Origin of the sequence: Heyndrickxia sp. FSL K6-6286 (genome assembly GCF_038630395.1) — a bacterium.
In the GTDB taxonomy this organism is placed as follows: domain Bacteria; phylum Bacillota; class Bacilli; order Bacillales; family Bacillaceae_C; genus Heyndrickxia; species Heyndrickxia oleronia.
This window is the reverse complement of sequence record NZ_CP152029.1, coordinates 4,150,656-4,163,733: the sequence shown is the minus strand read 5'-3', so window position 1 is coordinate 4,163,733 and position 13,078 is coordinate 4,150,656. Positions and strand designations below refer to the sequence as shown.

Sequence of the window (13,078 nt, the reverse complement as noted above, 5' to 3'; positions counted from 1 at the left end):
TCTATAATGAGCCTGTTAGAAATTGTGCTTCACCTAGTCCAAAACTCCAGTCGGAATCATTGTTCTCTGTTATAGAAACAATCAAATCTTGTGGTGAGATGTCACATTCAGATTCAAGCTTTTGGGCTAGAAGTGAGTATAAGGCTTCTTTTTGTTTAACGGTTCTTTTTTTACTAACAATACTAATAATTACAAGGTCTTTGCTTCTTTTAAATCCTAATCCTGTATCCTCAATTATGAGTTCATGCTGCGGGTGTTGATGAACGATTTGATAACGGTCACTTTCAGGTACTTGGAAAGCTTCAACCATCGCACGATGAGCCGAATCCAATAATTTTTTTAGCGCTTCTTCACTTCTACCTTCTATCAAATCAAAGCGTAATAATGGCATGTTGTGATCTCCCTTCAAATTGAATAATCTTTAGAATGTCTCTTTTTACAAAGATTACCCCCATTTAAAAATGTAAGATATTTAAATCATATAGCTTTTTTGTTATTTGGTATAATACATAAAAATGATATTTGGTATCACTTTTATTGATAGCTAACTTTAAAAATTAGGAGAGATTATTTTGGATTTGCATACATTAGAAATTTTTCAAGCAGTGGCAAAGTTAGGGAGTATTTCACAGGCAGCAAGAAAACTTCAATACGCACAATCTAATATCACGATGAAAATTCAGCAGTTGGAATCGGATCTTCAAACTACTTTATTTTATAGACATAATCGTGGAACTGCTTTAACAGCCAAGGGGAGCATACTATTAACATACACTGAAAAAATATTTGACCTTATAGAAGAAACAAAAAGTGTAATGAGCGATGATCAAACACCAAAAGGGCCGTTAATGATTGGGTCGATGGAAACAACTGCTGCAGTTCGTTTACCCAACCTGCTTGCAAAGTATCACAAAGACTTTCCAGATGTTGATTTAACGTTAAAAACGGGCTCTACTGTACAAAATATTCAAGGAGTTTTGCAGTATGAACTTGATGGGGCATTTGTGGCTGGACCTATTGAGCACCCCGAGTTGAAAGAAAAGGAATTAATTGATGAGGAATTGGTGATTATTACAGATACCATTCATCCTCCTATTTCTTCCTTTAAAGATATTCAAACAAGGACCTTGCTTGTATTTCATGCGGGATGTTCTTATCGAGAAAAACTTGAACAATGGTTACAGCAAGAAAAGGTAATTCCAAATAAAATAATGGAATTTGGCACTTTAGATGCAATAATTGGCTGTGTAGCAGCTGGACTAGGCATAAGTATGCTTCCACAGAGTGTTGTTTCAAAGCATGTACAAGACGGGATCCTTAGAGAACATTCAATTCCGAATTCATATGGAAAAGTAAAAACAGTATTCATTTATCGAAAAGACAAGTATGTACCTACATCCTTAATAAAATTTATAGATATGATTGGTGAGTAGGTGAGCTGTTTTTATATACTTATAAAAAATAATATTGGGACATCGTCGCTTAAATAATCAGTTTAAGAAATGTTGTACTTCAAGTATGGGGGGCAAGAATTGAAGATCCAGATAGAGATCCGCAGCTCTTTTTTTATTGGACGAAAGGGGCAATTTTATTTGAACAAATTTAATTAGTTTTTATTCAACAATAAGGCTACACAAAATAAGCAGGTATTTTTATATGGGGCATTGAAATAGTTTATATTCAAATAAACGGTCTTAAGTAAATTAGTTTAACAATAAAAAAGGTTTGAAAAGGAGATCCCAATGATTTTAGCGTTTCGAAAAATTGCAGCTCTGTTTCTAGTAGTTTTAATTGTTTTAGTTTCCACAGGGTGTGAAATAAAAAAAACAGACCAACAAGTGAGTAAGGAGTCGGTGTCAACCATAAAAGTTAAGAACTTAGATACCTTTAAGGAAAAAACGATTTCTTATACTAAATCTAGTGAATTACTTCCAAATCCAGCAATAAACAATATAAGCTATAACATCCAAGAATATTACAACAGCAATAAAAAAGAGTATCAGTATGTATTAAATCTTCATAGCAATCCACTAACAGAAGTGCAGAAAGGGATAAATATTATTCCTTACAATGTAATTAAGTTTTCCGTAGGTGCCTTGCAAAACAATGAAACTAATACATTTATAAAATCAGTTTCTTCCCCGATGTTTATAAAATTTAATAACTCATACATAAGTGATGGTTCTTACTATTTATTTAGTGCCAATAAGCCAATAAAAGCAACTGAATTCCAACTTGAGGGTATATTCGTAAATGCAGTTGCTTTTGAGAATAAAAAAGTAGGGGAAGAGACATATCGGTATATTTCAAATTCAAAAGAAAGTTTAATGACTGACTAACCATAAACCGGATTATTAATATTCGGAGGCTTTTCTTTAGTGAGAAGGCATTTTTTAGAGTTACGACTACATAGTAAGGAAGTAGATGTTGTTCAGGCAAGATTCATTATGAGGATTTTCACTGAAACTAAGTGGGTATTCTTTTAACAAGGGATGCTTTTTTGTTTGAAGTAAAGGAGAATGATAGTACAAGAAGGATTCACACTATTTTTGTTGAAGTTATTCATCTAACGGGCAGTTTGTTAAATAATAGACTAATGCGAGTAAATGTTAACTTGAAATAAGGGAGTGTGAGTGAAATGGTGGATTTAAGTCATAAACCACGAATAGAAGGGGAGAAAGTTGTGCTCAGACCTTTTAAGGATGAAGACTTTCCTTTTATAGAGGAATGCTTAAAGGATCCCGAGGTATTAAAACTGACAGGGAGCAGTTCGGATTTTGATAGGGAATCCATTCTCAAATGGTATACAACAAGAAATGAACAAACTGATCGCTTGGATCTAGCTATTGTTGACCAATCGCAGGGCATTTTAGTGGGAGAGGTAGTGGTCAATTTATACGATGAAAATAGTCATAGCATGAACTTTAGGATACTTATTAGTCCAAGGGGAAGAAACCGAGGATTAGGAACGGAAGCAACTAAGCTCGTAATTGACTATGTATTTAAAAATACTACACTTAATCAACTAAATTTAAGCGTTTTTGACTTCAACCCAAGAGCCAAATATGTTTATGAAAAGGTTGGTTTTGAAATAGATAATATTGATGAAAACGACCTAGAGTTTGAAGGAAAATGGATTGACTCTATCAATATGAAATTAACAAGAGAAAATTGGATAAACAGAGAATAGCATGCTTTTTAAGCTAATAAGGGCTTGAATTCAAAGCTGGAGTTATTTAACAAACGGCTAGATGGTGGAATTAAAATTGGGCATCAAAAAAATAGGGGAGTGTGTAGATGAAGGTCAAACGAATTGTTACTAATATTGAGACGAAGGACATCTCTAAAGCAAAGTACTTTTACGGGGAAGTGCTTGGGCTTGATCAACTGATGGATATGGGATTTATTACAACCTATGGATCATATGAGAAAATGGACATTCAGATTAGCTTTCTTTCAGAAGGAGGCTCCGGGACACCAGTTCCCGATTTGTCCATTGAAGTTGATGATCTTGACCATGCATTAACTAGGGTAATAGAAGCGGAGATTCCCATTGAGTATGGGCCAGTTGATGAGCCATGGGGAGTTCGGCGTTTTTATGTAAGGGATCCATTCGGAAAGCTAGTCAATATTCTTACCCATTTATAGAGAATCCGATAACATTCTTATATCCAGCACATTAATTGAAGAAGACAGCACAAAAATAATCATATGTTGAATGGAGATTTAGAAATTATGATCCACCTTCCCATGATCCAGGATCACATTCTAGTGCAGGTGGTTGAGGTTAAAAAGCAACTAATTCATTTTCCTAGGTTGCTTTTTTTTTGCCTTCACACTTCCACTCTATTATCCATCTGGAGTGTATAAACCCATAGATACATATGATTTAAATGATTAAACTTCTTGAAGTGAGATGGGCTTGTGAAAAAAACAATAAAAGTATCGGAGGGGTTAATCGAAGAAGGATTAACGCTTCTTTTGTTGAAGATATTAAGCTAACGGATTATGTTTCATTATGTGGTTGCAGCACATCGAGAAAAAAAGGAGGGATAGGTTTGAGCAGCTTTGAAAAAGAATACCTATCTATTATAATTGGGCAATTAAAACACTTTAAAGAACGGGCAGAAAAGGGGATACATCAATTATCTGAAGATGAATTACACTGGAAGCCGAGTGAAGAGTCCAATAGTATTGCAATCATCATTAAGCATTTAAGTGGGAATATGCACTCTAGATGGGTAGATTTTTTGACCTCTGATGGGGAAAAACCTTATAGAAATAGAGATTTAGAATTTGTAGATAAAAATGAAACGAAAGAATGTCTAATGAAAAGTTGGGAAGAAGGATGGAAATTACTTTTTAATACAATAGAAAATCTTAAACCAGAGGATTTAAATAAAACGGTTACCCTTAGGAAACAGCCTTTAAGTGTTCTTCAAGCAATTCAAACTGAATTGGTTCATATTAGTTATCATTTGGGACAAATTCTTTACATTGGGAAGCAAATAAAGGATAAAGATTGGACTATATTAAGTATTCCTAAGAATGGATCGAAAGAATTTAATGAAAAGGTAGCAACTAAAAAAATGGTGAAAAGTTGAATAGGTTTATTACAGTAACCCTATCTGTGATTTTATTCTCAACAATATTTTCTGGGATTTCATATGTTCCCAGTTCTCAACGGGAACCTAATGTTTATTATTTTGGTTTTTTTGAAACGTTAATTTTAGTTATGATTTATGCTGGACCTGTTTATTCATTTGTAGGACTACCACTTTCAATTTTTATTGATAAGCTAATTGAGAAATCTAATTGCAAGTCAGTCTGGACAAGATATTTTGTTGGACTCGGATTATATTCATTATTTGGTATATTCGTTGGGTTTATTTTTCTTATATTACTTATTCGAAATAATAATATATATCATATGGAAGTTTTTTTATATTCAATATACTGCTTTATCGCATCAAATATTTATTATCATTTGTTACTGTTAATTTCAAATATAACTAGAAAATAAAGAGTTTCAATCACTAACGAGAGGGGACTATGCTTAATTAAGGAGTAAAGTCTTTTTTTCATTGAGGGAGATTGCAAGAAGGAATTGTTTCTTACATTACAGAATACTCCTTATAATAGGAAATAAGCGGGCAGGTGATAATTTTGAGTCAACAACATAGTAAAATCAAGGTTATCTTCTTGGATGCTGGGGGTGTTCTTTTTGAGACTTTTGTAAAAGAAGATGATAGAATTAGGAATTTATTAAAAGAAAGAGGATATCAGATTTCCGAAATCGATGCTGCAATTACGAAGGCAAAGCAAAATGAATGGTCATTTATTACTAATTGGAACCAAGAAGAACAATTTTATAAAAATTATTATGGAACAATTGCTAAAGAACTTGGGGATATTGATCTAACAAATGAATTGTTCTTTTTTACTCATTATGCGCATCATTGCGAGTTATATCCTGAAGTAAAAGCTACACTTGAGGAATTGAGAAAAGACTATCGTTTAGCTGTTATTTCAAATGCAATGCCAAGTATGGATTGGATTTTTGATAGATTAGGTATTCGCAAATACTTTGAGACTATCATTCTTTCTGCATATGTAAACAATGAAAAACCTGAAGAAGGCATTTATAATTACGCTCTTCAAGTTGCAAAAGCTAAAAAAGAGGAAAGTCTTTTTATTGACGATAAAATGGAAAATGTTGAAGGTGCTGAAAGAGTTGGTATAAGAAGTCTTTTTTTAGATAGAAAAAGGCAAGATTTGAAAGAACTACTAAGTGAATATCAATTAATAAAGTTCTCTCGATAAATTCTAATACTCAAATAACAAGCTAATTGATTTTTTTGATTCAGGTGGTTAGCTCATTAAGCTAGTTTTTCTTTGATCAATGAACAGAGTATAAAGTTTCTTTTTTATATGTGGACAATGTAATTTATTCTAACAATCAAGGACTCTTAGATTAATAGGAGGCGTCTCATGACACATGAAGTTTTAGATGAACAAACAGAGTCACAATTAAAAGTATTGGGTGAGATGAGTAAAATTTGTGAAGCACTTGAAATCGAATTCTGGTTACGTGGAGGGTGGGCCATTGATTTTCTGCTAGGCAAAATTACTCGGTCACATGATGATATTGATTTAGTCACTTGGATACAGAATAGAGAACGCTTAGAAAAAGAACTTGTAAAAGTAGGCTATGAGCAAATTCCTGTTAAAAAGGAATTTCAAAATAGGCAGTCTGATTTCAAAAAGGGTAATGTGGAAGTCACATATTGTTATATCACGCATTCCGTTGATGGGAATCTTATATTGAACGGGTTGCATGAATGGATTTGGCGAAAAGATTCCTTGTTAACCCAAAGTTTCATGTTGCATGGGATATTAGCAAATGTCTTAAATCCAAAACAGCTTTTGGAAGAAAAAGAAGTATATGAACAAATTGGTCGACCATATCGACAAAAGGATGCAGAAAGTAAAAAGATATTATACCGTTTAATATCGGATTTTAAGTAGAGAATGTATTTAAAGCAATGAGGCCATTTTTTAAATAAAAATTGCTATTAATCTAGTCTAATAGAGAAGGTTTCATATGAAAACTATATAAAAAGTTTCTAAAAGGGTTGCCGCATATAAGTAGCACCCTTTTTTACTAAATGGGCAGGAAAGAAGGATATTCATCATTTTTATCGTATTTAATGAGTAATTAAGAAGAAAAAGGGTGATAGCTATAGGTAAAAAGCAAAATATAATAGTGGATGATCAAATCTTAGAATCTATTGTCAGCAAGCTACGGAGTGCCGGTTGTGTTTTTGCAGAAGAGGAGACTCAACTGCTTATTTCAGAGGCACATTTTTTACCGGACCTTTTAAAAAAGGTAGAGATGCGCACTAAGGGAATCCCTCTTGAATATGTCGTTGGGTGGGCAATGTTCTGTGGTTTACGAATAGAAGTGGAAAAGGGAGTTTTTATTCCTCGGCGTCGTACTGAATTTCTTGTTCATCAAGCTGAAAAATTAGCTTGTGTTGGTGATATTATCGTTGATCTTTGCTGTGGATCAGGGGCTATAGGTGCGGCTCTGGCAGCTGCTCTTAAAGAAATTACTTTATATAGTTCTGACATTGATCCCATTGCAACCCAATGTGCAAAGAGAAACGTATCAAAATTCGGTGGAAATGTTCTTAAAGGTGACTTGTTTAATGCATTACCAGAAGTGCTAAGAGGTCGAATAAATATTTTGGTTGCTAATGTTCCATACGTTCCCACTCTAGCAATAGAACGCTTACCATCTGAGGCTCGTGTTCATGAACCCAATATTGCTTTAAACGGGGGAGATGATGGCTTGACTATCTTACGAAGAGTGGTGGAAGAAGCTCCCTATTGGCTTGAACAGGGAGGGAACTTATTGATAGAGACCAGTGAAATGCAAGCACCTTATGCTTATGAAATTTTTACTAGTGTTGGATTAACAACAAAAGTAGTAAAGGAAGAAGAACTGGATGCAACAGTTGTCATTGGAACCAAATCATTACTTTGAATGTTTCGGCATCTGCGTGTTGAATGGAAACATAACAAAGAAGATTGTAGTTAAGTGAAAAGGAGGATGAGATGAAGAACTATTGAGGGTCAATAGCTCTTTTTTTTTTTGACTAAAAGTGCAGTAGTGTTGAAGAGTGGTATTTGTTGTCATTGCTAAATATAGTTATATGCATATAAAGCGGTGGGGATTTTGTAGATTAGAGATAAAGTTTGATAAAAACAAGCCATTACTATACTATGTTTCTGAAAGTAGTTTTTTTATTCTGATAAATTAAGTGTAAAATTGTATATGGTTAATAGGAAATAAAGAGATAAATTAGGTTTATGTAACAGAAAACAAATAATTTCTAAAAACTTGAACCAAAAAATAATTTTTTAGGAGGAGAGGACATGTACAATGAGCTTCTTAAAATTGGGCCAGTAACTATTTATGGGTATGGATTAATGATTGCGCTTGGTATATTTTTTGCATACCGACTCCTTGTTCATCGAGCCACAAACCGTCCATTTGAATTATCGCATATTTTTTCACTAACCGTGTGGGGACTAGTTGGTGGATTCATTGGAGCAAAACTGTTGTATTGGATTACTCAATTTCCAAATATTATTAGTCATCCTAGCATCCTTCTGAACTTTGGGGAAGGATTTGTTGTATACGGAGGAATTATTGGCGGTATTTTGGCTGGTTTAGTGTATTGCAAAATGAAAAATATTAAATTCCTACAGCACCTGGACCTTTTTGTACCTTCCATTGCATTAGCACAGGGGTTTGGAAGAATCGGCTGTTTGCTCGCAGGTTGTTGTTATGGTGAAGAAACACACAGCTTTCTGGGAATGACCTTTCACCACTCTGACATTGCTCCGAATGATGTTAAATTAATACCCACTCAAATCATGGAGAGTGTGTTTAGCTTTGCTCTCTGCATCCTTTTGCTTTATTTGGCGAAAAGAACGAAAAAACCCGGACTCGTTTCCTGCATCTATTTGATTCTTTACAGTTCCGGAAGATTTGTTATTGAGTTTTTCAGAGGAGATATTATTCGAGGTCAAGTGGGGGTACTTTCAACCTCGCAATTTATTGCACTCATTATTGTACTCGTAACCGGCATCTTCCTAGTCATGTCACATAACCAAAATAGATTTATCGGTAAAAATGTATAAATGTTAGAATTGACCTAAAAACCAAAGCCTCTTATCCGTAGTGGACAGGAGGCTTGGTTTGATGATTGATATTCTATCGGATTTGGTTTAATGAAGGAATTACTAAAAGTAACCGAGGAATTAAATAAAACGGCCATTAGTTATTTTCTAATTTAAAACGGTCCTGCCCCTGGTGGAGGTAGGTTATTTCTTTGGTCATAAGGGTTTTTTTCAAGGTCTTTGTCCATTCTCTTTTTAGTATTAGAACTATTTGAAAAGAAAACTATTGGAAGTACAATCAGTATTCCCAATAATACATATAACCACCACATTGATGACTCAACCTCCTTTAAATTTATAATAACACAAGTAATGATTAAATAATTATAATTTTCTAAAAATAAACATCCGGTGTATTACATTTACATCCATTAATATTTTATGATTATAACAACAGGATGAAACCTAACTGTTGAAACAGAAAGGAGAACATTTTTCGAGAGGGGCGGTTTGGTTATAAAATATATTCAACTTTTCAGAAAAATATTGACAATTATTCCTTTTATTTTTATACTACATATAACCTAATGGTTATATGATGAAGGTGAGGGTATGATAGGTGCCAGATATTTATCGAGCTTTAGGTGATTCAACACGAAGGCGTATATTAAGTATGCTAAAACAAGGAAATAAAACTCAAAAGGAGATAGTCGATGCATTTGATATCTCTCAGCCTGCGATTAAGAAGCATTTGACTATTTTATTGGAGGAAAGAATGATCTCAGAAAGGTTGAATGGGAAATATCGTATCTATTCATTAAATCTCAGCATACTCCAATCGGCTTACCAAGAAATGCTTCATTACATTGGGGAACTACTTGATGAACAGCTCATAAGTTTAAAAAATTATGTGGAAAAAGGAGAATTTCAAAATGAAGATGACTGAGGAATCTGTAGTGAGAGAAATTGTCGTTCATGCCCCTTTAGAGCAAGTTTGGGATGCGTTGACAAAGTCTGAGCATTTAAACCGTTGGTATACCAAAAATGCTGAGATTGAATTTCGAATAGGTGGAAGAGGCTATATGGAACATGGCTGGGGGGCAACATCTGAAGGGGTATTTACAGAAATAGATCCAATGAAACGCTTTGTACTTCAGAGCCTTGATGGGGATTTTACGACTATTACTTCTTTAAAAGAAGTTGAAAGTGGGATTCAGGTAAGTATTGAATATCAGGCTTCTTTTATTAGTCAGATGAACCCAGCTACAAAGGAAAATATGTTGTTTCGAACAGCTCAATTTTTAGAAAATCTAAAGAGTGTCTATGAAACTGGAATTGATAATCGCTCAAAATATTGGAAAACATGGATTGGTATTGCACATACAACCAACGAGAAAAATAAAGGTACAAAGGTTTTACAGGTGAAGGAAGGTTCGGTAGCAGAGGCTGCTGGAATTAAGCCTGATGATATTATTATAGAAATGGATGGAAATGAAATTGAAGGATATGAATCATTTGAACGAACATTAAATCAAAGCACTGTCGATTGCGTAGTTGCTATGACCATCGTAAGACAAAGTGAACAGCTTCAGATAAACTGTCTTTTAGATAGATATCCAGTGCCTTATTAAAAATCAATGAAGGTTTATGGAAATAATGGAGAGGTATACAAAGTAAGCCTTTTAAAATAGAGGTGGATGTTATGAAGAAAGGAAACCAACCATTTGTTATTGCTATTTCGGGAGTTTCTGGTGGAGGGAAAACAACTATAGCCAAACATTTAAATGATAGATTATCTAATTCTGAAACACTATTTTTTGATGACTATGATTTTGATGGTCCCAATGACATTATTCATTGGGTTGATAATGGGGCTAATTATGATGAGTGGAATTTAGATCCGTTCATTAAAGATATAAAGAAATTACTCTCTGAGCCTTTAGATTTCATTGTACTTGATTATCCATTTGCGTATAAGCACTCTAAAACTAGTCAATTGATTGATTTGGCTGTGTATATTGATACTCCATTGGATATTGCAATGGCACGTAGAGTAATAAGAGATTTTAAAAATAGCTCCCATGAAAGAATCTTGAATGAGTTGGAAAACTATATATCACAAGGAAGACGGGGCTATCTTGAAATGCTAAAGACAATTAAACCTAATTCAGACATCATTGTGGATGGAACATTTTCGATATCTAGAATTGTAAATGAAATATATGATGAAATTTTAAGGCTCTTTTCTAAAACATTGTTGTCATTCAAGTGAAGTTTTAAGAAATAAATATCAGCTGAAGACCGCTCCACCTTTCATTTCATTGAGAAAAGAGCTACAAACTTTATAAGAATCGCTGAATCTTATATTAGGTGTAAAAGCCCAACTACATGTTTTAGTTTTACATCCAATAAAGTATTCAGAGCGGTCTTATAGAAGTTTCAGATCTTTTCTCGTGAAATGAAAGGGACTAGCTCTGTGAAGAGGTATTTTGTTCCTTCACTGCATTCAAACACTCTCTTTGGTTCCCCGTACACACTCCTTTTTCATCTTCAGGTAATCAATCACTCAATATGGTTCCCGTACACATGCAATTTTCATCTTCAGGGTAATCAATCACTCAGTATAGTTACCGTACACACTCCTTTTTCATCTTCAGGGTAATTAATCGCTCAGTATGGTTACCGTACACATGCAAATTTCACTTTCACGGTAATCAATCACTCTGTATGGTTCCCGTACACATGCAATTTTCCCCTTCAGGGTAATCAATCACTCTCTTTGGTTACCATACAGACGCAAATTTCTCCATCAGGGTAATCAATCATTCTGTATAGTTACCATACAGACGCAATATCCTCCTTCACGGTATTCATACGCTCTCTTAGTTACCTCATATTGATTCAAACTTTACTTCTTAATGATTGTCGACTATATATAACTGTTTTGATTCCGTCGATATCTGGTTAATGAAAATATTAAAAGAATTTTCCTGCTTTTCAGCTTTGAATATGTTACAATGTAAATAATTAAATACAACGTACTTGGAGGAGCCTGTCACTAAGGGACTACTATGTCTTTTAGTAACAGGCTCTTTTTGTATTTTTGGTTAGATTTTAACCAATCTTATAAAAAGAAAGGTGGTCAAAAGGGTGGTAATATTACAATTAGCCATTATTTTAATTGCATCAAAGATAGCTGGGAGTCTGAGTGTAAGATTAGGGCAGCCATCTGTTCTTGGAAAACTTTTAATTGGAATTGTTCTGGGTCCATCGGTATTAGGGTTAGTAAATGAGACAGAAACATTAGCTGAATTTAGTCAAATAGGTGTTATTTTATTAATGTTTATTGCTGGATTAGAGACTGATTTAGAAGAATTCAAACGGACAGGAAAAGCATCCACTTTTGTAGGTTTTGGAGGGATTATTGTTCCCCTTGTTTTAGGTTATTTTGCGGGAATCATTTTAAATCTAACTACGATGGAATCATGGTTTTTAGGTTTATTGCTTTCGGCGACAAGTGTGAGTATATCCGTTCAAGCACTTAAAGAAATGAACAAATTAAAAACACCTGAAGGAACGACAATATTAGGAGCTGCCGTCATTGATGATGTTGTTGTCATCATTGCTTTGGCCTTCTTAATGAGTTTTGCTGGGGGAGATGTTCATTTAACGACTGTTATTTTAAAGAAAGTTGTATTCTTTGCAGCAGCTATTCTTATTGGTTGGAAGGTAGTTCCTTGGTTTTTGAAGAGGTTCTCATCATTAAAAGTAACAGAAACGGTCATTTCGTCTGCATTAATTATCTGTTTTATTTATGCCTATTTTGCGGAATATACAGGGGTTGCAGCAATCATTGGGGCTTATATTGCTGGTGTAGCCATAAGTGTAACTAACTTCAAACACGAGGTTTTTGAGAAGGTTGAAACGATTAGTTATTCCATTTTCGTTCCGGTGTTTTTTACCTCAATTGGTGTCACAGCACAATTTACAGGTATTACGAAAAATCTAGGTATAATAATCATTCTGAGTATATTAGCAATTTTAACAAAGTTAATTGGCGCTTCTATTGGTGCTAAGCTAGCTGGATTTGGGTGGAATAGCTCATTGGGGATAGGCTCAGCAATGGTTTCTCGTGGGGAAGTGGCATTAATTATTGCATCTATTGGCTTAGAATCAAAGTTATTAAGTCAAGATATGTTTGCTGTCATTGTTGTGGTTGTGCTTGTGACCACCATTGTTACCCCGCCAATGATGAAATTGTTTTTTAAATCACATCCTAAAAAAGAATCGAATATCGCTTAACAAATGATCACATCATTCATTTCTAACTAAGTGAAGGTCCTATACAATGAAAGTGAGTTAATTATCAGGGGCGTTTATCCAAGAA

At 34.1% G+C, this 13,078-nt stretch carries 14 protein-coding genes; 13 read left to right on the top strand and 1 reads right to left on the bottom strand.

All coding sequences use genetic code 11. The features are described 5' to 3' along the window. Position 1 precedes the first annotated feature (1 nt). Entirely contained in the window at positions 2-391 is a 390-nt protein-coding gene (locus tag MHI39_RS21000) for a tautomerase family protein (protein ID WP_251346049.1), read from the bottom strand. 181 nt (positions 392-572) lie between these two features. Here MHI39_RS21000 and MHI39_RS20995 point away from each other — a divergent pair, with 181 nt between their 5' ends. From MHI39_RS20995 to MHI39_RS20935, 13 genes are all read left to right on the top strand, one after another. Further along, a complete protein-coding gene (locus MHI39_RS20995; protein WP_078111151.1) occupies positions 573-1,433 on the top strand; it encodes a LysR family transcriptional regulator in 861 nt (286 codons plus the stop codon). Positions 1,434-1,742: 309 nt separating this feature from the next. Then, the gene (locus MHI39_RS20990) at positions 1,743-2,339 is read left to right on the top strand and encodes a hypothetical protein (protein WP_342540113.1); all 597 of its coding nucleotides are present in this window, start codon (positions 1,743-1,745) and stop codon (positions 2,337-2,339) included. A gap of 299 nt (positions 2,340-2,638) precedes the next feature. Then, the gene (locus MHI39_RS20985; RefSeq protein WP_342540112.1) at positions 2,639-3,190 is read left to right on the top strand and encodes a GNAT family protein; all 552 of its coding nucleotides are present in this window, start codon (positions 2,639-2,641) and stop codon (positions 3,188-3,190) included. A gap of 107 nt (positions 3,191-3,297) precedes the next feature. Then, positions 3,298-3,648 carry a VOC family protein gene (locus MHI39_RS20980; RefSeq protein WP_058006223.1) on the top strand — a complete coding sequence of 117 codons (351 nt, stop codon included), beginning with the start codon at positions 3,298-3,300 and terminating at the stop codon, positions 3,646-3,648. Positions 3,649-4,058: 410 nt separating this feature from the next. Beyond that, complete coding sequence (locus MHI39_RS20975) at positions 4,059-4,604, top strand: DUF1572 family protein (RefSeq protein ID WP_342540110.1); 546 nt, start codon at positions 4,059-4,061, stop codon at positions 4,602-4,604. A gap of 562 nt (positions 4,605-5,166) precedes the next feature. After that, positions 5,167-5,823: an HAD family hydrolase gene (locus MHI39_RS20970; RefSeq protein ID WP_071977598.1), complete on the top strand. Its 657-nt coding sequence runs from the start codon at positions 5,167-5,169 to the stop codon at positions 5,821-5,823. Positions 5,824-5,991: 168 nt separating this feature from the next. After that, entirely contained in the window at positions 5,992-6,528 is a 537-nt protein-coding gene (locus MHI39_RS20965) for a hypothetical protein (protein WP_342540109.1), read from the top strand. Positions 6,529-6,778: 250 nt separating this feature from the next. Beyond that, complete coding sequence (locus MHI39_RS20960; RefSeq protein ID WP_342541473.1) at positions 6,779-7,549, top strand: putative protein N(5)-glutamine methyltransferase; 771 nt, start codon at positions 6,779-6,781, stop codon at positions 7,547-7,549. Between the two features lie 392 nt (positions 7,550-7,941). Continuing rightward, positions 7,942-8,712, top strand: a complete 771-nt coding sequence (locus MHI39_RS20955) for a prolipoprotein diacylglyceryl transferase (RefSeq protein WP_342540108.1) — start codon at positions 7,942-7,944, stop codon at positions 8,710-8,712. Between the two features lie 598 nt (positions 8,713-9,310). Continuing rightward, entirely contained in the window at positions 9,311-9,637 is a 327-nt protein-coding gene (locus tag MHI39_RS20950; RefSeq protein ID WP_058006218.1) for a metalloregulator ArsR/SmtB family transcription factor, read from the top strand. Beyond that, complete coding sequence (locus MHI39_RS20945; RefSeq protein WP_342540107.1) at positions 9,624-10,322, top strand: SRPBCC domain-containing protein; 699 nt, start codon at positions 9,624-9,626, stop codon at positions 10,320-10,322. Before MHI39_RS20950 ends, MHI39_RS20945 begins: the two co-directional genes overlap by 14 nt. 71 nt (positions 10,323-10,393) lie before the next feature. Further along, entirely contained in the window at positions 10,394-10,963 is a 570-nt protein-coding gene (locus tag MHI39_RS20940) for a hypothetical protein (RefSeq protein ID WP_180211566.1), read from the top strand. 878 nt (positions 10,964-11,841) lie between these two features. Further along, on the top strand, positions 11,842-12,993 hold the full coding sequence (locus MHI39_RS20935; RefSeq protein ID WP_058006215.1) for a cation:proton antiporter: 1,152 nt from the start codon (positions 11,842-11,844) through the stop codon (positions 12,991-12,993). Positions 12,994-13,078 lie beyond the last annotated feature (85 nt).

What these genes read in the sequence shown, in the direction of transcription:
- MHI39_RS20980 (WP_058006223.1), top strand. Translation starts at nt 3,298, where the DNA reads ATGAAGGTCAAACGAATTGTTACTAATATTGAGACGAAGGACATCTCT.
- MHI39_RS20940 (WP_180211566.1), top strand. Translation starts at nt 10,394, where the DNA reads ATGAAGAAAGGAAACCAACCATTTGTTATTGCTATTTCGGGAGTTTCT.
- MHI39_RS20945 (WP_342540107.1), top strand. Translation starts at nt 9,624, where the DNA reads ATGAAGATGACTGAGGAATCTGTAGTGAGAGAAATTGTCGTTCATGCC.
- MHI39_RS20990 (WP_342540113.1), top strand. Translation starts at nt 1,743, where the DNA reads ATGATTTTAGCGTTTCGAAAAATTGCAGCTCTGTTTCTAGTAGTTTTA.
- MHI39_RS21000 (WP_251346049.1), bottom strand. Translation starts at nt 391, where the DNA reads ATGCCATTATTACGCTTTGATTTGATAGAAGGTAGAAGTGAAGAAGCG.
- MHI39_RS20965 (WP_342540109.1), top strand. Translation starts at nt 5,992, where the DNA reads ATGACACATGAAGTTTTAGATGAACAAACAGAGTCACAATTAAAAGTA.
- MHI39_RS20985 (WP_342540112.1), top strand. Translation starts at nt 2,639, where the DNA reads ATGGTGGATTTAAGTCATAAACCACGAATAGAAGGGGAGAAAGTTGTG.
- MHI39_RS20955 (WP_342540108.1), top strand. Translation starts at nt 7,942, where the DNA reads ATGTACAATGAGCTTCTTAAAATTGGGCCAGTAACTATTTATGGGTAT.